The 22684-nt window shown below is 54.1% G+C and carries 22 protein-coding genes; 11 read left to right on the top strand and 11 right to left on the bottom strand.

Annotated elements, in window-relative coordinates:
- Positions 1–22: 22 nt before the first annotated feature.
- The 4 genes from AINA4_RS02410 (at position 23) to AINA4_RS02395 (ending at position 6597) form a co-directional block, all read left to right on the top strand.
- The gene (locus tag AINA4_RS02410; RefSeq protein ID WP_281787359.1) at positions 23–3457 is read left to right on the top strand and encodes a bifunctional proline dehydrogenase/L-glutamate gamma-semialdehyde dehydrogenase; all 3435 of its coding nucleotides are present in this window, start codon (positions 23–25) and stop codon (positions 3455–3457) included.
- Positions 3458–3527: 70 nt separating this feature from the next.
- Complete coding sequence (locus tag AINA4_RS02405; RefSeq protein ID WP_281787358.1) at positions 3528–4865, top strand: CBS domain-containing protein; 1338 nt, start codon at positions 3528–3530, stop codon at positions 4863–4865.
- 1 nt (position 4866) lies between these two features.
- On the top strand, positions 4867–5460 hold the full coding sequence (locus AINA4_RS02400; RefSeq protein WP_281787357.1) for a DUF1003 domain-containing protein: 594 nt from the start codon (positions 4867–4869) through the stop codon (positions 5458–5460).
- A 3-nt stretch (positions 5461–5463) separates the two neighbouring features.
- Positions 5464–6597, top strand: a complete 1134-nt coding sequence (locus AINA4_RS02395) for a P-loop NTPase (protein WP_281787356.1) — start codon at positions 5464–5466, stop codon at positions 6595–6597.
- Here the strand turns inward: AINA4_RS02395 and AINA4_RS02390 are convergent.
- Entirely contained in the window at positions 6594–8030 is a 1437-nt protein-coding gene (locus tag AINA4_RS02390; protein WP_281787355.1) for a gamma-aminobutyraldehyde dehydrogenase, read from the bottom strand. The two genes, AINA4_RS02395 and AINA4_RS02390, sit on opposite strands and share 4 nt — an antisense overlap.
- A gap of 123 nt (positions 8031–8153) precedes the next feature.
- Here AINA4_RS02390 and AINA4_RS02385 point away from each other — a divergent pair, with 123 nt between their 5' ends.
- From AINA4_RS02385 to AINA4_RS02365, 5 genes are all read left to right on the top strand, one after another.
- On the top strand, positions 8154–8621 hold the full coding sequence (locus tag AINA4_RS02385) for an Lrp/AsnC family transcriptional regulator (protein ID WP_281787354.1): 468 nt from the start codon (positions 8154–8156) through the stop codon (positions 8619–8621).
- A 3-nt stretch (positions 8622–8624) separates the two neighbouring features.
- Positions 8625–10085, top strand: a complete 1461-nt coding sequence (locus AINA4_RS02380) for an aspartate aminotransferase family protein (RefSeq protein WP_281787353.1) — start codon at positions 8625–8627, stop codon at positions 10083–10085.
- A 163-nt stretch (positions 10086–10248) separates the two neighbouring features.
- On the top strand, positions 10249–10629 hold the full coding sequence (locus AINA4_RS02375) for an Ada metal-binding domain-containing protein (protein WP_281787352.1): 381 nt from the start codon (positions 10249–10251) through the stop codon (positions 10627–10629).
- Positions 10626–11123, top strand: coding sequence for a methylated-DNA--[protein]-cysteine S-methyltransferase (locus AINA4_RS02370; protein WP_281787351.1), 498 nt, complete (start codon positions 10626–10628; stop codon positions 11121–11123). The genes AINA4_RS02375 and AINA4_RS02370 overlap by 4 nt, the downstream gene beginning before the upstream one ends.
- Positions 11124–11741 carry a DNA-3-methyladenine glycosylase I gene (locus AINA4_RS02365; protein WP_281787350.1) on the top strand — a complete coding sequence of 206 codons (618 nt, stop codon included), beginning with the start codon at positions 11124–11126 and terminating at the stop codon, positions 11739–11741.
- Here AINA4_RS02365 and AINA4_RS02360 read toward each other — a convergent pair.
- Positions 11738–12091: a twin-arginine translocase TatA/TatE family subunit gene (locus AINA4_RS02360; protein ID WP_281787349.1), complete on the bottom strand. Its 354-nt coding sequence runs from the start codon at positions 12089–12091 to the stop codon at positions 11738–11740. The two genes, AINA4_RS02365 and AINA4_RS02360, sit on opposite strands and share 4 nt — an antisense overlap.
- Before the next feature lie 62 nt (positions 12092–12153).
- Here AINA4_RS02360 and AINA4_RS02355 point away from each other — a divergent pair, with 62 nt between their 5' ends.
- Positions 12154–12783: a class I SAM-dependent methyltransferase gene (locus tag AINA4_RS02355; RefSeq protein ID WP_281787348.1), complete on the top strand. Its 630-nt coding sequence runs from the start codon at positions 12154–12156 to the stop codon at positions 12781–12783.
- A 64-nt stretch (positions 12784–12847) separates the two neighbouring features.
- Here AINA4_RS02355 and AINA4_RS02350 read toward each other — a convergent pair whose 3' ends face one another.
- From AINA4_RS02350 to dapE, 3 genes are all read right to left on the bottom strand, one after another.
- A complete protein-coding gene (locus tag AINA4_RS02350; protein WP_096381811.1) occupies positions 12848–13021 on the bottom strand; it encodes a DUF3117 domain-containing protein in 174 nt (57 codons plus the stop codon).
- 113 nt (positions 13022–13134) lie between these two features.
- Positions 13135–14313, bottom strand: a complete 1179-nt coding sequence (locus tag AINA4_RS02345) for a hypothetical protein (RefSeq protein ID WP_281787347.1) — start codon at positions 14311–14313, stop codon at positions 13135–13137.
- A 14-nt stretch (positions 14314–14327) separates the two neighbouring features.
- A complete protein-coding gene (dapE, locus tag AINA4_RS02340; protein ID WP_281787346.1) occupies positions 14328–15413 on the bottom strand; it encodes a succinyl-diaminopimelate desuccinylase in 1086 nt (361 codons plus the stop codon).
- Positions 15414–15444: 31 nt separating this feature from the next.
- Between dapE and dapD the strand changes: the two genes are divergently transcribed.
- Positions 15445–16392 carry a 2,3,4,5-tetrahydropyridine-2,6-dicarboxylate N-succinyltransferase gene (dapD, locus tag AINA4_RS02335; protein WP_281787345.1) on the top strand — a complete coding sequence of 316 codons (948 nt, stop codon included), beginning with the start codon at positions 15445–15447 and terminating at the stop codon, positions 16390–16392.
- A gap of 3 nt (positions 16393–16395) precedes the next feature.
- Here the strand turns inward: dapD and AINA4_RS02330 are convergent, their stop codons facing one another.
- From AINA4_RS02330 to AINA4_RS02305, 6 genes are all read right to left on the bottom strand, one after another.
- On the bottom strand, positions 16396–17439 hold the full coding sequence (locus tag AINA4_RS02330) for a zinc-dependent alcohol dehydrogenase family protein (protein ID WP_281787344.1): 1044 nt from the start codon (positions 17437–17439) through the stop codon (positions 16396–16398).
- Positions 17440–17473: 34 nt separating this feature from the next.
- A complete protein-coding gene (locus tag AINA4_RS02325; protein ID WP_281787343.1) occupies positions 17474–19288 on the bottom strand; it encodes an InlB B-repeat-containing protein in 1815 nt (604 codons plus the stop codon).
- A gap of 70 nt (positions 19289–19358) precedes the next feature.
- Positions 19359–20654 (bottom strand): citrate synthase, encoded by a 1296-nt coding sequence (locus tag AINA4_RS02320; RefSeq protein WP_281787342.1) that lies wholly within the window; start codon positions 20652–20654, stop codon positions 19359–19361.
- 103 nt (positions 20655–20757) lie between these two features.
- On the bottom strand, positions 20758–21861 hold the full coding sequence (gene dapC / locus AINA4_RS02315) for a succinyldiaminopimelate transaminase (RefSeq protein ID WP_281787341.1): 1104 nt from the start codon (positions 21859–21861) through the stop codon (positions 20758–20760).
- Between the two features lie 5 nt (positions 21862–21866).
- The gene (fdxA, locus tag AINA4_RS02310) at positions 21867–22184 is read right to left on the bottom strand and encodes a ferredoxin (protein WP_110233995.1); all 318 of its coding nucleotides are present in this window, start codon (positions 22182–22184) and stop codon (positions 21867–21869) included.
- Positions 22185–22242: 58 nt separating this feature from the next.
- Positions 22243–22653 (bottom strand): hypothetical protein, encoded by a 411-nt coding sequence (locus AINA4_RS02305; protein ID WP_281787340.1) that lies wholly within the window; start codon positions 22651–22653, stop codon positions 22243–22245.
- Positions 22654–22684: the final 31 nt, after the last annotated feature.

Raw genomic sequence — 22684 nt, 5'->3', positions numbered from 1 at the left:
TTTTGCCCACCAGACTGTAATCATGACCGAAGACGCATTCTCCCCTGAACTGGCCAACGATTCCATCGCTCTTGTTCGCAAATGGTTGACCGAAGCACAAGGATTTCCTGTTGATGCAAGTGCCGTCATGCTCGCGGGAGTATTGAAAGATCCCACAGGTCTGGCCTTCACCGTGGGCTTCGTCGATGGCGTCGTTCGCCCCGAAGATCTCAAGGTCGCAGCACACAACCTACGAGAACTTGCCCCCAAGGTCCCTGGCTTCCTCCCCTGGTATATGCGTGCCGCGGTGCGTCTCGGTGGCGCATTTGCGCCTTTGATGCCAGGAGTAGTTATTCCAATCTCTCGCAAGGTTCTTCGAAACATGGTTGGTCACCTCATCGTGGATGCAACAGACGCCAAGCTCGGTGGAGCTATTGCCAAGCTCCGTAAGCCAGGCATTCGCCTCAACGTCAACCTGCTCGGTGAAGCCGTCCTCGGTGAGCGCGAAGCAGCTCGCCGCCTGGAAGGCACACGCGCACTTCTGGCACGCGATGATGTCGACTATGTCTCCATCAAAGTTTCTTCCACTGTTGCACCTCACTCTGCTTGGGCTTTTGAGCAGGACGTAGAGCATGTGGTTGAACGCTTACTTCCCCTGTTCCATCTTGCTGCTGAAAGCCCAACTCCTAAGTTCATCAACTTGGACATGGAGGAGTTCAAAGATCTCGACATCACCATTGCTGTGTTTACGCGCATCCTGGACCGTCCAGAGCTGCTCAACTTGGAAGCAGGCATTGTGCTCCAGGCATACCTGCCTGATGCTCTTGCTGCCATGATGCAGCTCCAGGAGTGGTCTGCTGCGCGCCGCGCGCGCGGCGGTGCCGGCATCAAGGTTCGTGTGGTGAAGGGAGCCAACCTTCCCATGGAGCGCGTTGAGGCAGCACTGTACGACTGGCCTCTAGCGACCTGGCACACCAAGCAGGACAGCGACACCAACTACAAGCGCGTGATTAACTACGCCTTACACCCAGAGCGCATTCAGAATGTCCGCATTGGTGTTGCCGGCCACAACCTCTTCGATGTTGCTTACTCCTGGCTTCTGGCAAACAAGCGTGACGTGCAGTCAGGAATCGAATTCGAAATGTTGCTGGGCATGGCTCAGGGCCAGGCCGAAGCGGTAAAGAAGGACGTCGGCGGACTTTTGCTGTACACCCCTGTAGTCCACCCCGCAGAATTTGATGTCGCTATTGCCTATCTGATTCGCCGCCTTGAGGAGGGTGCTTCTCAGGACAACTTCATGTCTGCCGTGTTTGAACTTGCCGCTAACGAAGCGCTGTTTGAACGTGAAAAGACACGTTTCTTGAATTCACTTGCAGAACTCGATGACACTGTTCCTGCCTCGCACCGCGTCCAGGACCGCTCCAAGCCTTCAGAGCCTATGCCAACTGACTCGTTCAAGAATGCTGCCGATACTGACCCCGCCATTGCCGCAAACCGTGCTTGGGGTGATGGAATTATTTCACGTATAGCTTCGTCTCAGCTGGGCAATGAGACCGTTGCGCAGCACACCATCACCACCGAAGCACAGCTTGAGCAGGTCTTCGCAACCGCGACCGGCCCCGGTGCGAGCTGGCGACAGAAATCTGCAGCGGAGCGTGCAGAGATCCTTCACCGTGCCGGTGAAGTTCTCGAAGCACGCCGCGCAGAACTGATGGAAGTTGCTGCCAGCGAAACAGGGAAGACTCTCGACCAGTCCGACCCTGAAGTAACCGAGGCAATTGACTTCGCTCACTATTACGCCGAGCAGGCAAAGAAGCTCGAGCGCATCTCCGGAGCCAGCTTTGTTCCAGCCGGACTGACCGTGGTCACCCCACCCTGGAACTTCCCTGTCGCAATCCCAGCAGGCTCCACTTTGGCAGCTCTTGCTGCAGGGTCCCCTGTGATTATCAAACCTGCAGCACAAGCACGACGTTGCGGCGCTGTCATGGTGGAAGCTCTCTGGGAGGCCGGTGTTCCTCGTGATGTACTCCAACTGGTCAACATGGGCGATCGTGCCCTGGGCAGCAAGCTGGTGTCGGACCCCCGGGTTGACCGCGTGATCCTCACCGGTGGTTATGAAACTGCTGAGCTGTTCCGTTCACTTCGCAATGATCTGCCTCTACTGGCAGAAACCAGCGGAAAGAACGCCATCATTGTCACGCCGAGCGCAGACCTCGACTTGGCGGCAAAAGATGTCATTTACTCTGCCTTTGGTCACGCCGGTCAGAAGTGTTCGGCAGCATCGCTGGTGATCTTGGTCGGTTCTGTGGCCACTTCACAGCGATTCCGTAACCAACTTCTTGACGGTGTGGCCAGCCTCAAGGTTGGCTACCCGCAGGATGCCACCACCCAGATGGGCCCCATCATTGAACCGGCCAAGGGCAAACTGCTCTCCGCATTGACCTCTGTGGGCAAGGGAGAGAAGTGGCTCGTTGAACCCAAACAACTCGATGACTCCGGCAAGCTGTGGTCTCCTGGTGTGCGCGATGGTGTCAAGCCAGGCAGTGAATATCACTTGACCGAATACTTCGGCCCCGTTCTCGGAATCATGACGGCAAAGACCTTGGAAGAAGCCATCGACATGGTCAATGCCATCGATTACGGTCTCACCTCAGGTTTGCACTCTCTCAACTCAGATGAGATTGGGCTCTGGTTGGAGAACATCCAAGCCGGAAACCTCTACGTCAACCGCGGAACCACCGGTGCCATCGTGCAACGCCAGCCCTTTGGTGGCTGGAAAAAGTCTGCTGTTGGCGCCGGCACCAAAGCTGGTGGACCGAACTACCTCATGGGCTTAGGTAACTGGGAAATTGCTCCCACGCAAGACATTGGTATTGCTCCCGTCTCGAAGTTTGTCACCACCCTCATTGACGCTATTGAGCGCTCAGAAACTCTCAATGGTGGGGAACTGTCCTGGATACGCCAAGCAGCGAGCCTGGACCAGTTCGCCTGGGCCACCGAGTTCGGCGAGGCAATTGATGTTTCCCGACTGGGAGTGGAGCGCAACGTGTTCCGTTACCGTAGCGTTCCCACCAAGATTCGCTTGATGGAGCAGGGAAACCCGGTAGAGCTCTTCCGAGTTGTGCTGGCTGCACTACGTGCCGAATCAGACTTCACCATCTCTGTTCCCACCACATTGGGCGAGAAGTACCTGTGGGCACTGCAAGCCACCGGTATTCGTGTAGACCAGCGCTCAGACCAGTCCTGGCTGGCCAGCTTGGCAGAAACAGACCTGACAAATGCTCGTATTCGCCTTATCGGGGGAAGTGCATCGCAGGTGACTGCAGCAACCAACGGTCGCCCTGACCTGGCTGTCTACGCCGGACCGGTGCTGCTAGCAGGTCGTATTGAAATGTTGCCCTTCTTGCGCGAGCAAGCAGTGAGCATCACAGCACACCGCTTTGGTACACCCAACCACCTCAGTGATGCACTGATCTAAACGCAGAATTCACCACCTGTTTGCGCCTCTCAAGGGGCGAAAACAGGCCTTAACGGGCTAAGTTAGAGACGTGACTGGAACACGAGTATTTGTTGCGCGCCTGACTGGTAGTGGCGTATTCGACCCCGCGGGTGACCGCCTGGGTCGCATTCGCGATGTCCTCGTGGTGTACCGCAAGGACAATGCTCCCCGCGTGGTTGGTCTGTTGGCAGAACTTCCCGGTAAGCGTCGTGTCTTTATCTCGATTGGTCGCGTATCTAGCATCGGCAGTGGACAGGTCATCACCACCGGCCCAATTTCTGACCGCAAGTTTGAACAGCGTGGTGGTGAAGTTCGCCTTCTGGCTGAATTCTTAGGCCGCAAGGTCACGTTCAACGACGGCTCCGGTGAAGGAATCATCGAGGATGCCTCGATTGAAGAAACCGGTCCAGGCGAGTGGGAAATCAACCAGCTCTTTGTTCGCCGTCCCCGTCAAAGCGGTGCCCCTTTTGCTAAGGGTCCCACGGCACTTGTTCCCTGGTCTCTTGTTACCGAGAAGACTAACGACGGTGAATCACAATCTGCTGAAGCGCTGATTGCGTCTTACTCAGAACTGCGCCCTGCCGACTTGGCAACAACGTTGCTGGATCTGCCCCAGGAGCGCATGCTCGAGGTTGCCGAAGAACTTCCAGATGACCGCCTTGCTGACGTCCTCGAAGAAATGGACGAGAGCGACCAGGTCGAAATCATGGCCCAACTCGACGACGAACGTGCTGCTGACGTTCTCGACGAGATGGAACCAGATGATGCTGCCGACCTCATTGCTCAACTACCTGAAGAGCGTGGTGAGCACCTCCTTGAGCTGATGGAGCCTGAGGAAGCTGATGACGTTCGTCTTCTGCTGAGCTTCGGTGCTGATACCGCTGGTGGTTTGATGACGCCTGAGCCCATCATTCTTTCGGCTGAGTCCACAGTTGCTGAAGGTTTGGCCATGATTCGCCGCAATGAGACTGCTCCTGCATTAGCAGCGGCAGTCTGCATCACGCTGCCTCCGTATGAAGCACCTACCGGTCGCTTCTTAGGAATGGTGCACTTCCAGCGCATGCTGCGTTATCCCCCACACGAGCGCCTCGGGGCTCTCATCGATCCAGGTCTTGAGCCCATTTCGGTAGATACTCCAGCGCCTGAAGTGTCACGTATTTTGGCCAGCTACAACCTGGTTTCTGTTCCAGTTATTGATGGAAACCACCGCCTTGTTGGTGTGGTCACCGTCGATGACGTTCTTGACTACCTGCTGCCAGATGACTGGCGTAGTCACGATGATGACGAAACAGAAACAACACCGAATAAACGCACGCCCAAAAAGCGTCCTGTAAAGAAGAGCGCTGCACCAGCAGCTAAGCCCGCAAGCCGAGGAAGGAGGGGCTGATATGGCACGATTCAACCGTCACGATGAAAGCTTCGACTCCCCCAAAGGCTTTAGCGCGCTCAACCCACGCCCCAACCGTTCTCGTGACCGTTTCGGGCGCTTCACTGAAGCAATCGCTCGCGGCATGGGTACGCCCTGGTTTCTGCTGGGTCTCACCATCTTTGCCATTGTTTGGATGGGCTTTAACACCTTTGCACCACCTGCATGGCGCTTTGACTCCTATGCCATCGGCTTCACCGCACTGACACTGATCCTGTCACTACAGGCTTCCTACGCAGCACCGATGATTCTGCTTGCACAGAACCGTCAGGATGACCGTGACCGGGTGCAGTTCGAGCAGGACCGTCAGCGTGCTGAGCGTAATCTTGCGGACACCGAATACCTTGCTCGCGAGGTTGTTGCTCTGCGTTTGGCGATGAAGGATGTAGCAACAAAGGACTTCATCAAAGCTGAGCTTCGAGCTCTTTTGGAAGAGCTGGAGAAGGAAGAAGCCCCTTCCTCCACCAAGCCTGTTGCCAAAGCTCCTGCTAAGCCTGCAGCCAAAAAGGCCTCAACTAAGCCAGCAATTCGTCCTGCTTCCCGCTCGTCCAACTAGCACGTGACTAATCTCTCTAAAGCTGTTCGCGAAGCTGCGGGATCAGTCATTGATCCCGAGCTTCGTCGCAGCTTGGCAGAGTTGGGGATGATTGGTGCAGTTTCTGCTGACAATGGCCTAGCTCAGGTCGAAGTTCGCCTCACAATTGCTGGCTGCCCTGCAGCACAGAAAATCGAAAGCGATGTTCGTGCTGCCGCAGCCAGCGTGAGGGGGGTGTCCCACGTTGAAGTCAATATTCAAGTGATGACCGCTGAGCAGCGTGCTGAACTCCTCGCACACCTTCGTCCCGGTGGTCCCAAGCAGAACCCGTTCGGCCCTGGCACCCTCACCCGTGTCATTGCTGTCACCAGTGGAAAAGGTGGCGTGGGCAAATCAACCCTCACAGCGAATCTCGCTGCCTCCTTGGCACATCAAGGATTCCGCGTGGGAATCCTTGATGCTGATGTCTATGGTTTCTCGATTCCTGCTTTGATGGGGCTAGCTCCGGACGGTGTCGCCGCTAAGCCCACGCGACTTGATGACATGATTGTTCCCCCTGTTGGTCACGATGTGAAGGTCATCAGCATTGGCATGTTCGTGGAGAACGCTAATGCTGCTGTTGCGTGGCGCGGACCGATGTTGCAGCGCACCATTACGCAGTTCCTCACCGATGTTTACTTCGGCGACCTCGACTTCTTGTTGTTAGACCTGCCACCTGGAACCGGAGATGTGGCCATCACGGTCGGTCAGCAACTACCCAATGCCGAGGTGCTCGTGGTGACGACGGGGCAAAGTGCTGCAAGTGAGGTTGCCGTGCGTGCCGGCGTCGTGGCACGCCAGACAGGCCAACGCATCCTGGGTGTGGTGGAAAACATGGGCCCCCTGGTCTTGCCAGATGGTTCAGCTCTCGCTCTCTTTGGCCAAGGCGGCGCAGAACCAGTCGCGAACGACCTCAGTATTGGCCAAGACAAGCCGGTGGAAGTTCTGGCAAGAATTCCGCTGAGCTTGGGTTTGCGTGAAGGCGGAGATGAGGGGACACCTATTGTGCTTACTCACCCAGCAGACCCTGCCGCACACGCCATTAACGAGTTAGCCCGCGTGATTGCTCACAGCGGGCCATCTCGTGCAGGTATCAACCTGGGTATTTCACCGGCTTAGTCTCCGATGTAACTCATCACGTGCTTGATGCGGGTGTAGTCATCGAAGCCATATCCGGAGAGGTCCTTGCCGTAACCGGAGTGCTTGAAACCACCGTGAGGCATTTCAGCAACGATGGGGATGTGAGTGTTGATCCACACGCAACCAAAGTCCAGCTTCTTTGCCATGCGCATCGCACGTCCGTGGTTTTGAGTCCACACAGAGGACGCTAGAGCGTAGTTCACGTCGTTCGCCCAGGTCAGTGCCTGCGCTTCATCAGTGAACTTCTGCACAGTCATCACGGGCCCGAAGATTTCGTTCTGAATAGCCTCGTCGGTTTGCTTGAGCCCAGAAATGATGGTTGCTTCATGGAAGTAACCCTGATCTCCCTGACGTTGACCACCTAATTCAATAACAGCGTTATCTGGCAAACGCTCAATGAAACCCTGAACCTGAGCAAGCTGGTTCACATTATTGACCGGTCCAAACATGGTGGTGGGGTCAAGAGGTGAACCGGTGATCGCGTTAGCACGTGCATATTTGACCAGCTCTGCCATGAACTCGTTATAAATGCCTTCTTGCACCAGCAAACGAGTTGCTGCTGTGCAGTCCTGTCCAGCGTTGAAGTAACCAGCACCCACAATTCCTTCGACCGCTGAAGGGATATCGGCATCGTCAAAGACGATGACAGGGGCCTTGCCGCCGAGTTCTAGGTGAACGCGCTTGAGGTCTGTCGCTGCACTCTTGGCTACTTCCATACCGGCACGAACAGAACCGGTAATGGAGATCATTTGTGGAATCTTGTTCTCCACCATGGCTTTTCCAGTGTCACGGTTACCCATCACCGCGTTGAAGACACCCGCGGGAAGAAATTCTGAGGCCATCTCCGCCAGCAGCATGGTGGAGGCAGGAGTGGTGTCAGAGGGCTTGAGCACGATGGTGTTACCGGCAGCAATAGCAGGAGCGAACTTCCACACCGCCATGTTGAGGGGGTAGTTCCAGGGCGTGACCTGACCAATGACACCGATAGGTTCACGGCGAATCATGGACGTGTGATCGGCCATGTATTCGCCCGCGGACTTGCCTTCGAGGTGGCGGGCTGCGGTGGCAAAGAAACGAATCTGGTCAACCGAAGGCATGATCTCGTATTCCACGAGCGTCTCGAGTGGCTTACCGGTGTCCTTGGACTCGACCTCGGCGAACTCACGTGCGCGAGCTTCCATGGCATCCGCGATTCGGAACAGCGCAAGCGAACGCTCGCTCGGGGTGGTCTCGCCCCAGCTTTCGAAAGCGGTTGCCGCGGCGCTGTAAGCGTCGGCAACATCCTTCTCATTAGAGACCGGGCTGGTTGCATAAACCTCTTCGGTAGCCGGGTTCAGAATCTCTAGTCGCTCATCAGAGCTAGATTCGACGAATTTGCCATTAACAAAGTTGGTGAAAGTGTGTGCACTCATAAAGACAGCATATGACGAATAACGATAGTAAATAAAGGGTAATCCTGTGGATTTCGTAGTTTTTGATAGAAATTTCTGCGGTTTCACTTGCCTCGGTTGATTTTTAGTGCCAGAATCAAGCCCATGAACTCTAAGTCACGTAATGCACAACTCGATGAGGTCTCCAAGGCCATCATCGAGCAGTTGCAGGAAGATGGACGCCGGTCTTATGCCGAAATCGGCAAGGCTGTTGGTCTTTCTGAAGCAGCTGTGCGCCAACGTGTCCAAAAGCTCACTGATGCTGGCGTCATGCAAGTTGTCGCCGTGACAGACCCCATGCAATTGGGGTTCTATCGTCAAGCAATGATTGGCTTGCGCTGCTCCGGGGACACCCGTGCAATTGCTGACCAATTAGCCGCCATGGATTCGGTTGATTATGTCGTTCTCACGGCAGGATCATTCGACATCATGGCTGAAGTTGTCTGCGAGTCAGATGATGATTTGATCAATCTTCTGAATGAGCAGATCCGAAAGCTTGAGGGCGTTGTTTCAACCGAGACATTCGTATACCTCAAGCTCCACAAACAGTTATACAACTGGGGAACGCGATAAAAAATGCCGTTATTCACATCACGGAAGAAAACAGAAGCAGCACACGTTGCTGCACCCACTGCGCATGTATCGGCAGATAAGCCATACACCGCACCGGTATACAACAACAAGGACCTTCAGAAGAAGGCCAATGATCACCTCTGGATGCACTTCACTCGTCAGTCAGTGATGCACGAGAACGGTGTACCCATCATCGTCAAGGGTGACGGTCACATGATCACTGACATCCAGGGCAAGAGCTACATCGACGGCCTCTCTGGTCTGTTCGTTGTTCAGGCTGGTCACGGACGCAAGCGCTTGGCTGAAGCTGCTGCGAAGCAGGCTGAAGAACTCGCCTTCTTCCCCATCTGGTCTTATGCACACCCTTCCGCGATTGAGCTTGCAGATCGCCTCGCTGACTATGCGCCAGGCGATTTGAACAAGGTCTTCTTCTCCACCGGTGGTGGTGAGGCAGTAGAGACTGCGTTCAAGCTTGCTAAGCAGTACTGGAAGAAGATGGGTAAGCCCACCAAGCACAAGGTGATTTCTCGCTCTGTTGCCTACCACGGAACACCTCAGGGTGCTCTCTCCATCACAGGTATCCCTGCGATGAAGGAAATGTTTGAGCCTTTGGTTCCTTCAACCTTCCGCGTGCCCAACACCAACTTCTACCGCGCTGAACAGCACGGTGATGACCTGTACGCATTCGGTCAGTGGGCAGCTAACCGCATTGAAGAAATGATCGAGTTCGAAGGTCCCGACACTGTTGCGGCTGTCTTCCTCGAGCCCGTGCAGAACTCCGGTGGTGCATTTGCTCCACCTCCCGGATACATGCAGCGTGTCCGCGAAATCTGCGACAAGCACGATGTGCTCATGGTTTCCGATGAGGTTATTTGTGCATTCGGTCGTATCGGTGAAATGTTTGCCTGCAACGCCTACGGTTATGTCCCCGACATGATCACCTGCGCAAAGGGTATGACCAGTGGTTACTCCCCTATCGGTGCAACCATCATCTCCGACAAGATTTATGAGCCCTTCTCCAAGGGAACCAGCTACTTCCCTCACGGTTACACCTTCGCAGGTCACCCCGTGTCAGCAGCTGTTGCTTTGGAAAACCTCAACATCTTCGAAGAAGAGAAGCTCAACGAGAACGTGCGCACCAACTCGCCACTATTCCGTGCTGAGCTCGAGAAGCTCTTGGACATCCCCATCGTCGGTGACGTTCGTGGTGACGGCTACTTCTTCGCAATCGAACTCGTCAAGGACAAGGCGACGAAGGAAACCTTCAACGACGACGAGTCCGAGCGCTTGCTCCGCGGATTCCTTTCCAAGGCCCTCTATGACGCAGGTCTGTTCTGTCGTGCAGATGACCGTGGAGACCCCGTTGTTCAGCTTGCACCACCGCTGACGATTGGCCCCAAGGAATTCGCTGAAATGCGTGAAATCCTTGAGGGTGTCCTCAAAGAGGGTGCTCGCATCGTCTAAGCATTGAGACTCTGACTCTGGCGGAGGTTGACGAAATCATCCGCAAGATGTCAGTATCCCAACTGGGGGCGTCGTCTGCATAAGGCGGCGCCCCCACTTTTGTGTGAATGAGATGTCGCACGCGTAAATACCCTCAAGCACATAATCGCGCCAGAATGGGGATATGCCCACACCACAGTTCTATGGAGTGACCACGACTGGAATCTATTGTCGTTTTGGCTGCCCATCACGAACTCCACGGCCAGAGAACGTGGTGTATCTCAACTCAACGCAGGAAGCCCAGGTTCACGGTTTACGTCCCTGTAAACGATGCAGACCAGATCAGCTCACTACCCCGCACCAGGCCTTCCACGAATTCGTTACTACGCAATTAGTGATTCTTGCCCAGCAACATCCTGCACACACCATTAAGGACCATGCAGCTGCACTGTCGATATCTACGCGCCAGTTGGAGCGAATTATCTTGCTTCAAACAGGCTTTTCTCCTCGGGCATACCTCAAAAGCAGCATGCCTACGTCCTTCTCTGAAAGAATCAGCACATGAGCGCAACCTTTGCCACCATTGACTCCCCACTCGGACGCATCGAGCTCACCAGCGACGGTGAAGCCATTACCTACATCAGCATTGAAGGTGAAGGAACACCCCACGGCCGTCTTCAACATGGTGGTCGTCCAGGTAACCCTGATGCTGTCATCACCCAAGCGACCAAGGAACTGGGCGAGTATTTCGCTGGCACACGAAAAGACTTTGATGTTCCGGTCAAACTCGTTGGTACGCCATTCCAGCAAGCCATTTGGCATGAACTTCTGGCCATTCCTTATGGTGGCCACGCCTCTTATGGTGATCTTGCTGCCCGTGCAGGCAATCCCAAGGCAGCTCGTGCGGTTGGTGGCGCAGTGGGCGCCAACCCAGTGCCGATAATTGTCCCCTGTCACCGTATACTGGCCGGGAATAACAAGCTCACCGGCTACTCCGGTGGTTCTGGGGTTCCTACCAAGATTCAGCTTCTGGATATCGAAGGTATCGAATACAAGTAGATGGCCTACAACGATCTCGAAATTGGTGCCGATGGTTTAGCTCGCTGTGGCTGGGTTGGTACTGATCCCGAATACGCTCGCTATCACGATGAAGAGTGGGGCGTGAAGCTTCTCGGTGATCACAATCTCTTCGAAAAGCTTTCCCTCGAAGGCTTCCAAGCTGGTCTGAGCTGGATCACCATCTTGAAACGTCGACCAGGGTTTCGTGATGCATTTCACAACTTTGATATCGATGCCGTTGCTTCTTACACTCCAGATGATGTGGAACGCCTTATGCGTGATGAACGCATCATTCGCAACAGAGCAAAGATCGAAGCAACCATCTCAAATGCACAGGTAGCTCAGCAGTTGATTGCGCAGCAATCAGGTGCGCTCCATGATCTCATCTGGTCATTTCAACCGTTGTCGAGGCAGCGCGCAAACGCGTGTGCTGGAGATGAACAGTTGCGCTACCAAACATTGGCAGAAATTCCTGCTGTCACAACAGAATCAGAACAGCTCAGTAAGGCACTCAAGAGATTGGGCTTTAGATTCGTTGGCCCCACCACGATGTATGCGCTGATGCAATCTGCCGGTCTGGTTGACGATCACTTGGCCGGCTGCCACAGAGCTGTTTAGGTAGCTTCGATATCGAAGGGGGTAGCCGCGTTGACGTCGCGAGGTACCACTTTCTTCGAAACCGCAGCAGGAGCAATTACTGAAGCAGACTGTGGAGCATCGTCTAACAGTGCCTCACGAATAATTCGACGTGGGTCATACTGGCGAGGGTCGAGTTTCTTCCACTCTTCCTCATCAAAATCGTCACCGAGTTCTTCTTTGATGCGTTCTTTTGCGCCCGTGGTCATTTCTTTGAGCTTGCGCACTAACTGACCAAATTTTGCGGAGTACGCAGGCAGACGTTCAGGACCAATCACAAAGACAGCAATTACCCCAATGATGAGTAATTTCTCGAAGGTCAAACCGAACACACTACGAGAATACCGCTCCGAAAGCATGCGTAAGCTCTACGCTTAAGCCCAAGGAGATTGACGTGACACACAACGAACTAACGTGGAAGTTCCTCAACGAATTTGATGTTGAGTCGAACACCCAGGCACAGGCCCGCGCTATTTCCCTCGAACACGGTTTAAACCCCATCAGTCCGGCTGTTGGAGCACAGCTTGCATTAGTTGCTGCCGCAACAAATGCCACCAACATGATTGAGATCGGCACCGGTTGTGGTCTGTCAGGTTTGTGGCTTCTTTCCGGTGCTCCTGAGGCAACCCTGACCTCGATTGACCTTGAGTTCGAATATCACGAGCAGGCTCGTGAATTCTTTACTGAAGCAGGTTTCCCCGCCAGCCGCGTTCGCCTCATTACAGGTAAGGCGCTTGATGTTCTTCCTCGCATGAACGAGAACAGCTACGACGTTGTCCTCGTGGATGGGGACCCCAACCAGGTTGAACAGAATGTAGAACACGCATTGCGCCTAGTTCGTGTGGGTGGAACTGTGCTCGTTCCTCACATTCTGCACGACGGCGACGTAGCAAACCCAGCGAAGCGCACGGCAGAGGTCAACGGTTTGCGTGCCGTGCTTACCGTCGCTCAAGAATCGGAGAACATCGTCGTTGCCCTCTCCCCTGCAGGTGACGGTCTGCTGCAGTTCACCAAGATTTCCTAACTACACTTCACAAGAAAGAACCCCCGCTGTGATCAGCGGGGGTTCTTTCGTTGAGACGTTAACACTAGGCGGGGTTTACAACCTTGGCCAGTACGTCGTGAAGCTCCTTTGCTTCAGCGTCGTTGACGGAGACGACCAAACGGCCACCACCCTCGAGAGGAACGCGCACAATAATCAGGCGACCTTCCTTGACAGCCTCCATGGGACCGTCGCCGGTCCGTGGCTTCATTGCAGCCATTTAGGCCACCCCTTTCACTTACTTTGTGTACTTCTATTATCTCGCATTGTTTACTACTCAAAAACCACAGCTATGCCCCAAACAACTTCGGAATCCGTCGTTTTGGACAAGTTTTAAGGTGGACTCCAGTCGTATCCATCAATACGCCAGCAAATCAACAGCCAGCCCCACTGCAACGCGATGAACAAGACCGTCATGGTGACGCGATACACCCTCGATTTCGGGGCTGCAACAGCTCCTAAAGCTGGGAAGAGTGGTGCAAGCAAACGGAAGGTGCTCGACTGAGGGAAAAAGACAGCCAGGAGGTAGAGGGCGTAGCTGATAAGCCAGAATCGAATGTCGACACCCAAACGCTTCATAGCGGGGGTGAACAAGAAGATGACAAAGCCGATCACGAGTGCTGCCAGCAACACATAACCAGCAACTTCGGGATATCCGAAGTTGGTTGTCCACCACTGGGCGGCGAAAATCCAGGGTGTAAACGGAACGAGCTCTTGGTAGCCAATGTAGGCAGAGCGCCACGCTAACTCAGTTTCGAGGTATGCCGTAGGCATACCTGTGACCACACCGGCAATAAACAACCAGACAACCCCAGAAAGTGCGGCAATCACTGCAACTGCGGCCACAAGGACTTTCTCTTTGAGAGGGAAACGTGCTTTCTGCACCGCGCGATAGATCCAATGCAGCACCAACGTCAATGCAATGGCGAGAGATCCGGGACGGGTTACAGACAAGACGAGAACGACCGGAATCATCCAGGCATACTTACGCCGCACCAACAGATACAGCGCAATAACTATGAGCATCAGCTGCATCGACTCTGCATAAGCCAGTTGGAATAGCGGTGAAACCGGGGCCACCGAGAACAACAGCACGGCGAACAGGGCCTGTTGTGCGGGAACGAAACGGGTCAAAAGTTGATAGAACACCAAAGTAGCCACATAAGCGCACACCACCGTGATGATGATGGCAGCAATATTCCACGGCAGTCCGGTAAGCACCATCACTCCCCGCACCAGAGCGGGATAAACCGGCATGAACGCCCACGCGTTCTCGGCGATATGGCCATCTTCAGTGACTGGAAGCTGCGTTGGATAACCAACCTCAGCAATGATGTTGTACCAGCGACCATCCCACATCGAAGAGAAATCCCAGAGACTGGGCTGTGCCCCTGTCCACGCGTTTTCAGCTTGCTGGCCTGCCAACACAAGAAGCATGGCAGTAGAGATAGCTCGGCCAAGCAGGAAGATTAAGCTGACCTTGATCCACCAGGCCAGTCGTGTACGTGCCATCCCCTGAGAGTCCTTTAGGCCTGAGTGAGCCAGGTGCGCAGTGCCTGCTCGCAGGACTCAATCTGTGATGTCAAGACGCGCTCATCATCAGTGTGGGCAAGGGAAGGGTCGCCCGGTCCAAAGTTCACTGCAGGGATTCCCAGCGCTGAAAAACGTGAGACGTCTGTCCAGCCATATTTGGGCTTGGGTTCTTCTCCCACTGCAGCGACAAAGTCTTGTGCAATGGCAGCAGTCAAACCAGGCCTCGCGCCCTCTGCGCTGTCAATAACAACAATCTCAAACCCGGCAAACACATCTTGCACGTGAACAAGAGCTTGATCCACAGACTTGTCTGGAGCAAACCTGTAATTCACAGTAAGGACAGCAGCATCGGGAATCACATTGCCTGCGACACCGCCAGAAATCCCCACTGCACTCAGTCCTTCACGATAGTCCAGACCATCGACTGTGACTGTTGCGGGTTTGTATCCCTCTAAGGCAGCCAAGGCTGGAGCAAGTTTGTGAATCGCATTCTCGCCCATCCACGCCCTGGCTGAGTGTGCACGAACACCGTGCGTGCGCACCTCTACACGTAAAGTTCCATTGCAACCGCCCTCAACGGTGGAGTTGGATGGTTCCCCCAAAATGGCAAAATCGCCGGTGAGTAACTCAGGTGCCACCACAGCCAAGCGTCCAAGCCCGTTGAGGGAGGACTCGACTTCTTCGTGGTCGTACCAAATCCAGGTGATGTCATAGGCCGGTTCGGTCAGTTCAGCAGCAAGTTTGACCGCAACAGCAACACCGGCCTTCATGTCTACTGTTCCCCTGCCCCACAACCACTGGGCGCCTTCTTCTTCGCTGTAGCGAACCGGAAGGTTGTTGTTGACCGGAACGGTATCGATATGCCCAGCAATAATGACGCGTTGCGAGCGACCAAGGTTGGTTCGTGCCACGACAGCATCTTCATTGCGGAAGATATCCAAATGCGCATATTCAGACAGTGCTGCTTCTATCGCATTTGCGAGGGCGTGCTCATTGCCTGAAACAGACTCAATGTTGCAAATGTCTGCTGTGAGCTCAACGCTAGAGCGGAACAGGTCAAGCGTTGGCGTGGAGGACATGCCCCAAGTTTATCGCCGGTAACCTAGAGGCATGGTTTCTTCGCAGACAAACACGCACGCCTGGGGTTACGGGCTCGCAACTGTTGCCTCAGATGGCACCGTATTGGATACCTGGTATCCCTCACCACAGCTAGGCACTCTGCCTGCTGGACGTGACAAGTGGATTGTTCCTGCCGAACTTGAAGACCTCGTCGGTGAGGATGCTCGTCGTCGGGTCACTTTGGAAGCCGTCACCGTCGAGATCAACCTAGAGGAACCAGCACAGGGCACTTCAGATGCATACCTTCGCCTGCACCTGCTTTCTCACCTTCTCGTTGCTCCGAACACCATCAACCTCGATGGCATCTTCGGTCAACTCCCTAACGTGGTGTGGACTAACGCTGGCCCTGTACATCCGTCAGATTTCAGTGCGCTTCGCCCCCGACTTCTTCGTGAGGGTATTCAAGCTCAGGGAATCGATAGATTCCCTCGCCTAACCGATTACGTCACCCCAGACCGTGTCCGCATCGCAGATGCCTCTCGCGTGCGCTTAGGTGCACACCTTGCTCCAGGAACTGTTGTCATGCACGAAGGTTTTGTGAACTTTAATGCTGGAACCCTAGGAACCTCGATGGTGGAAGGCCGCATTTCTCAAGGCGTTGTCGTCGGTGACGGGTCAGACATCGGTGGTGGTGCCTCCATCATGGGAACACTCTCCGGCGGTGGAACCGAGAAGATCAAGATTGGACAGCGTTCGCTTCTGGGAGCGAACTCCGGCATCGGTATTTCCATTGGTGATGACTGCGTTGTTGAGGCAGGCCTGTATGTCACTGCTGGCACCAAGGTGAACGTCATTGATGGTGAGAACACAACCGTGATGAAAGCTAAAGAGCTTTCTGGCGTGAACAACTTGCTGTTTCGCCGCAATTCGGGAACCGGTGCCGTGGAGGTAACTTCGCGCACTGGCGTGGGCATTGTCCTCAACTCTGCCCTGCACTAATTTCTAGGGCGCGATAATCGTCACGCCAGGTTCAGTACCTTCGCTCATCGCGGTTAACGCTTCCGGAACCTCATCCAAGCTGATAGTGCGGGTAATAAACTGCCCTGGAGCGATAACACCGTTAGCAATGTCCGAGAGCATCTGCGGATAAGCAGCTGCTGCCATACCGTGTGAGCCCAACACCTGTAATTCACTGCCAATCACTAAATGCATGGGGACAGTAGCCCGGTCTCCGATCTTGGCAGGTAGCAATAAACCTATTTGAACGTGGCGTCCCTGCACTCGCAGGCTTTCCACTGCTGTGCGCGAGGTTTCTATACTTCCCAACGCATCGACTGAGACATCAACACCGCCTGGAACAACTGCATGGATTGCCTCAACAAAAGGCCCATCCCCTGCATTGATTACATGCGCAGCACCGGCCATACGGGCAAGCTCTAAAGCATCATCGTTCACGTCCACAGCAATGACCTGTGCACCAGAGGAAGCCGCCACCATGACGGCAGCTAAACCGATCCCGCCACAGCCAAAGACAGCAACGATCTCCCCCTGCGTCACAGAAGCAACATGCTTGATGGCCCGATAACTCGTGGCAAAGCGGCAACCTAAGCTTGCTGCCACATCGAAGGGCACTTCATCGGGAAGTTTCACCGCGTTGAAGTCTGCTCGTGGAATAGCGACGAACTGAGCATAGGTGCCTGGGCCACTAAAGCCTGGTTGCCATTGATCTGGACACACCTGGGCATTGCCGCTCTCACACCACGAACACTGGCCGCACCCACACACAAAAGGAAAAACAACCCTGTCTCCCACAGCAAGACCAGAAACCTCTGCTCCTACCTCGTGAACCACACCAGCAAACTCATGGCCTGGGATGTGTGGAAATACGGTGATGTCGGGATCATGACCCTGCCATGCATGCCAATCAGAGCGGCACAATCCAGCCGCTTTGACTTCGATAACAACACCGTCGGCTGGAGCTGTTGGCATCACCACGTCAACTACGGCGAGTGGCCCTGCAAACTGCTCAAATTGGACTGCCTTCATGAGGTCAGCTTAACAGCGAGGTGAGCTGCAGAACCTAGAGTTCTTCTGAGCGAATCCGTCGCTTGACGAAATCTAGTTGACCGTCCGGTCCGCGAACCAACGACATCACTCGAACAAAATCAGGGTTGATTTCACGTGCAATGAAGAAGGCCGCAAACCCCATGAGCAAGACGATGATTGCTAACGGAATTCCTCCGGTGGTTACGATTCCGGTGAGGGCCAGTTCAGCAGGCATAGTTTCCGAGGTTGCTAGCAGGGTTCCATCAGCGTTGATCTTGAAATAGACAACTTCGGTGATGGCTGCTCCGTCAGAGCGTGTTGCATTGAAAGTGATGGAGTGCCATCCAGGTTTCAGATTGTCGGGAATAGTCACTGACGTATTGAAGGAACTGGATACCGTTCTTCCCTGTGCAAGAATCTGTGGGGTACTGCGTAGGACGACAGAATAATCAGTGCTTAAAGCCAAATCTGTTGCTGAAATCGTCACATCTTCGCCGACAATGCGTTGACCGGGACTAACCGGAATAGTGAAACTAACGGCGTCAGCTTGAGCAGAGGGTGAAGAGGAGCCTTGGCTAGACGCATCAAAGGCTTGAACATTATTGGAGATGAGACGTGGGCTGACACTGTTGTTGAACAAGGTTGCGAAAAAGTTGAGGTTGCCAGCTTGAGAAACGACAAAAACACCGCTTGCTGTATCTACAGAAATTGATGCTGTGGTGGGTGTCGAAAACTTAATGGAGTTCCAATATTGAGTCACTCCATTCGCTGTGTAAGTCGATTTCAGACACGAAATTCCGCTGTTGGAGTTTTGAGCCACCCCGCCAATTCGGATTCCTGTTATGCCACAGGTTGAAGCGCCAGGGTTCCAGGCTTGATAGTTATTTCCGCTATTTGTCACAGCACCAGGAACTGTGAAGAAAACATTGTTGTAAGGATCCCCAAGCACATAGTTGATTTGATCAACAGAGGCTCCTCCAGAAAACCCACTGAAATTCATTGTGAAAGCGGGAACATTTGCCCCCACAGCAAGACTGGAGAATGACGCGGCAGAACCTCTGTCAAAACTGACATTGCTCACAGTGAAAGGTGTGGATTGGTTATTGTTGTTTCCGCTGTTTACCCACACAGGCATCAGGTTGGTGTCCTGTGACACCGTATAACTCGAACCCGCTGTGAGCACAGTGTTGGAGACAGCAGCGTCCACCCAACCACCGAATACTTTGCCACTGGGGGGAGTAAACGTCGTGCTGGCAGGCAGTGTGAATGTTCCAGTTGTTGTGAATGAGGATTGTGAGCCGGAACCACCGCCAGCAGAAAATGTCACGTTGTATGTGGTCGGTTGCGAAGCTGAAAAGTTCACAGTCGCCGAGGAATTCTCAGTTCCTCCGTTGTAGATACTCAGCCGGAAGGTGTAGTTTCCAGCAGTTGGTGACAACGTGAACAAGCCTGAGTTGAGCTGAATGAGTTGAGACCCCGTTGTGCCGTTGCTGAATTCAAAGAAACCAGCATCATCACCGTCTCTTGTGCACCCTACAAGCGGTGCATTGAGTGCCGTGAAACAACTTGCTTGGCTGGGGGAATAGCCCATGTTGCTCTGACCTGCGGTAATCAGGTTGGTTCCAGCAGCGTCGTAAACAGCAATTTTGATGCGGTTGAACGGGTTGCTATCCCCCGGAGTGACCCGAAAGCTCATCACAGGTGTGGAAGAACCAGCCGTAAACGATGGCGTGGAACCATCGAAAGTAACCGTAGTAGCTGTCGCACTTGCAGGAGTAACCCCGGCAAAAACAGATGCCATGACCAACAACAGCGCGACGAATCCGCGGGCAATCAAAGAATTCTTCACCGGATAAAGATATCGGTATATGGGCTGATGGTTTAACTCCGGAAACCCTCAGTTAGGGGTAACCCCTTGTTTAGAGGTTACGAAGCTGGTCGCCGATGTAGAGCTGCTGTGGGCGACCAATCTTGGTCTGTGGGTCCAGGTTCATTTCACGCCAGTGCGCAATCCAACCGGGCAGACGGCCCAGAGCAAACAAAACTGTAAACATGCGTGTGGGGAAACCCATCGCCTTGTAGATCACACCGGTGTAGAAGTCCACGTTGGGGTAGAGCTTGCGCTCCTTGAAGTAGTCGTCCTCGAGCGCGATTCCTTCAAGCTCTTTGGCGATATCTAGAAGTGGGTCATCGACACCAAGGGCTGCAAGAACTTCGTCTGCGGTGTCCTTGACCAGGCGTGCGCGTGGGTCGTAGTTCTTGTACACGCGGTGACCAAAGCCCATCAGACGCACGCCGTCTTCTTTGTTCTTGACGCGCTCAACATACTTGGAAACGGACTCACCTGATTCTTGGATTTCTCCGAGCATGGTCAGCACAGCCTCATTTGCTCCACCGTGAAGTGGACCAAAGAGAGCGTTGATACCTGCAGAGACGGATGCAAAGAGGTTTGCATCAGTAGAACCGACCAAGCGGACAGTAGAGGTCGAGGCGTTCTGTTCGTGGTCTGCATGCAGAATGAGCAAACGCTCGAGAGCGTTGACGACAACAGGGTTCTGAACGTAAGGCTCGGCCTTGTTGCCGAAGGTTAGGCGAAGGAAGTTCTCTACATAAGACAGCGAGTTGTCTGGGTAGAGACGAGCCTGACCGATGCTCTTTTTGTGCGCATAGGCAGCCATAACGGGAAGCTTTGCCAGAAGGCGGTAGGTCGACGTTTCAACCTGCTCAGGGTTCTTGGGATCGAGTGAGTCTTCGTAGTAGGTCGACAGTGCTGAAACACCTGCGGAGAGTACCGGCATAGGGTGTGCGCGACGTGGGAATCCGGAGAAGAAATCCTTGAGGTCTTCGTGCAGGAGTGTGTGACGACGAATGTTTTCTTCGAAGTTTTCTTTCTCGACTGCGGTAGGAACTTCGCCATGAATGAGCAGGTAAGCAGTTTCTAAGAATGTGAGGTTTGTGGCCACCTGGTCAATGGGATACCCGCGGTATCGGAGGATTCCAGCCTCACCATCGATGTAGGTGATTTTCGACTTGGTGGAAGCTGTGTTGACGAAGCCATAGTCCAGTGCGGTGAGGCCGGTCTGCTTGGTCAGTGACGAGAGGTCAATAGCTGGATTGCCTTCGGTACCGTGCAAAACGGGTAGCTCAATGGTCTTGCCGTTATAGGTGAGGGAAATGTTCTCCCCCGCAGGCACTGAGTTAGTGGCTTCAGTCACGAAGACTCCTTGTGGAAACTGTCTTAGGTGAGTGGGTACTCAAGTTCATTCACGGTGATGAAATCCCCAAGTTATCCAAGCCTATTGGCAAAAAGTACTGTTGCTAAACACTCAGAAGTCTGCGTGCAGCCTCAGCAATACGCTCGTCGGTTTCCGTCAGAGACAAACGAACATGGTTGGGATAGAAATCTCCATAAAAAACGCCCGGGCCAGCAATAATTCCTAAGCCGGCAAGCTTCTCTATCGATGCCCATGCATCCACACCCTCGGTCACCCATAAATAGAGTCCCGCTTCGCTATGGTCGATGCGGTATCCGGCAGAGTTCAGAGCAGGAATGAGCAGCTCCCGGCGAGCGCGATAGCGTTCTTTCTGAGCAGCAACGTGTGCATCATCATTGAGTGCAGCAACCATCGCGACCTGGACTGGCCCTGGTTGCATCATGCCGGCGTGCTTACGAATGTTGGTCAGCTGAGCAATCAACGCGGCATCACCGGCAACAAATGCTGCACGGTATCCAGCCAGGTTGGATTGCTTGCTCAAGGAATACGCGGTGAGGATTCCGGTGAGATTGCCGCCGGTTACTTCTGGATCGAGCAGGCTGGGAATTGGTTCATGTTCCCAGCGTCCAGCCCAGCCCAATTCGGCATAACACTCGTCACCGACGATATAGGCACCGAGTTCACGAGCTCGCTGAACGCGAGCCTTGAGCTGTTCTTTATCGAGAACCTGACCATCGGGATTACCAGGGCTGTTGAGCCACACCAGCTTGGTGTTTTCTGGCCACTGCGCAGGATCGTCAGAGGGGAACGGGGTTGCCTCGGCCATGCGCGCCCCGATCTCGTAGGTCGGATAGGCGGCTGTGGGGTGGACGACAACATCACCAGGACCTAAACGCAACATGAAAGGAAGCCAGGCAACGAATTCTTTGGACCCAATGGTGGGCAGGACATTCTCAACACCCAGGCCGGTCACACCACGGCGGCGAGCAAACCATTCAACGATTGCTTCGCGTAATGCGGGAGTTCCGATCGTGGTGGGGTATGCGTGTGAATCTGTTGCCTGAGCTAGGGCAGCACGAATGACTTCTGGTGTGGGGTCTACCGGTGAACCAATAGAGAGATCAATGGCGCCGCCAGGATGAGCTTTTGCCTTCGCCACGAAGGGCGCCATGGCGTCCCACGGATAGTCAGGAAGCTCAGTGAGCATAAAACTTAGGCCTGTGGGGGCAGTGCAGTAATGACGGCGTGGTCACCCTTGATAACGCCAACCTTGGCAGCTCCACCGGGGGAACCAATTTCTTGAAAGAATTCTACGTTTGCTTTGTAGTAGTCAGCCCACTGCTCTGGCAGATCGTCTTCGTAGTAGATGGCTTCGACGGGGCACACTGGTTCACATGCGCCACAGTCCACGCACTCATCTGGGTGGATGTAAAGCATACGGTCACCTTCGTAGATGCAATCTACGGGGCACTCATCGATGCAGGCACGGTCTTTGACATCTACACATGGCAAGGCGATGACGTAGGTCAAGGTGGTACTCCTCTATCGAAAGTTCAGGTGGGACTGACTTAACTTTACTGTTCTTTTCTTAGCTTCTGATGCTCTCGCCACGGCGGTGTTCAGGCAGTTTGGGCCAGGCAACCACCACGATGGCAATCAGCGTGGGTGCTATTGCCCAGATTGTGCCCAGCAGATTATTGGGCACGAGGACGGAACCCCCGAGGCTGCGCAAACTCAAGAGAAAAACCATGCCGATGATTCCCAGCGCCGCACAAAGGAGAATAAGCCTGTCCTGCACAACGATTCTCAGGCCAACAAGAAAACCGATGAGCACGATGAGTGAAAGAATCATGCCCCAGGGAATATCGATTCCAAACACGGTGGCTACGTTTTGATGTGCCACGGTAGTGATGGAACCAACCAGGAGCCCCATGAAGAGTGCTCCTACACACAGCACTAAACGAGTGGTCCAGGGGCGGGTGGGGTTTTGTTCGGGCATTTATGTAGTGTACCTAGCTAAATATCATTCG

The organism is Aurantimicrobium sp. INA4, assembly GCF_027924525.1.
Taxonomy (GTDB): domain Bacteria; phylum Actinomycetota; class Actinomycetes; order Actinomycetales; family Microbacteriaceae; genus Aurantimicrobium.
This window is presented reverse-complemented; position numbering and strand designations above follow the sequence as displayed.

Coding starts and splice junctions, on each gene's coding strand:
- AINA4_RS02345 (WP_281787347.1), bottom strand. CDS start 14,313: ATGGCACGTACACGACTGGCCTGGTGGATCAAGGTCAGCTTAATCTTC.
- AINA4_RS02350 (WP_096381811.1), bottom strand. CDS start 13,021: ATGGCTGCAATGAAGCCACGGACCGGCGACGGTCCCATGGAGGCTGTC.
- AINA4_RS02375 (WP_281787352.1), top strand. CDS start 10,249: ATGCCCACACCACAGTTCTATGGAGTGACCACGACTGGAATCTATTGT.
- AINA4_RS02400 (WP_281787357.1), top strand. CDS start 4,867: ATGGCACGATTCAACCGTCACGATGAAAGCTTCGACTCCCCCAAAGGC.
- AINA4_RS02410 (WP_281787359.1), top strand. CDS start 23: ATGACCGAAGACGCATTCTCCCCTGAACTGGCCAACGATTCCATCGCT.
- dapC (WP_281787341.1), bottom strand. CDS start 21,861: ATGCTCACTGAGCTTCCTGACTATCCGTGGGACGCCATGGCGCCCTTC.
- AINA4_RS02305 (WP_281787340.1), bottom strand. CDS start 22,653: ATGCCCGAACAAAACCCCACCCGCCCCTGGACCACTCGTTTAGTGCTG.
- AINA4_RS02390 (WP_281787355.1), bottom strand. CDS start 8,030: ATGAGTGCACACACTTTCACCAACTTTGTTAATGGCAAATTCGTCGAA.
- dapE (WP_281787346.1), bottom strand. CDS start 15,413: ATGTCCTCCACGCCAACGCTTGACCTGTTCCGCTCTAGCGTTGAGCTC.
- dapD (WP_281787345.1), top strand. CDS start 15,445: ATGGTTTCTTCGCAGACAAACACGCACGCCTGGGGTTACGGGCTCGCA.
- AINA4_RS02330 (WP_281787344.1), bottom strand. CDS start 17,439: ATGAAGGCAGTCCAATTTGAGCAGTTTGCAGGGCCACTCGCCGTAGTT.
- AINA4_RS02365 (WP_281787350.1), top strand. CDS start 11,124: ATGGCCTACAACGATCTCGAAATTGGTGCCGATGGTTTAGCTCGCTGT.
- AINA4_RS02380 (WP_281787353.1), top strand. CDS start 8,625: ATGCCGTTATTCACATCACGGAAGAAAACAGAAGCAGCACACGTTGCT.
- AINA4_RS02370 (WP_281787351.1), top strand. CDS start 10,626: ATGAGCGCAACCTTTGCCACCATTGACTCCCCACTCGGACGCATCGAG.
- AINA4_RS02385 (WP_281787354.1), top strand. CDS start 8,154: ATGAACTCTAAGTCACGTAATGCACAACTCGATGAGGTCTCCAAGGCC.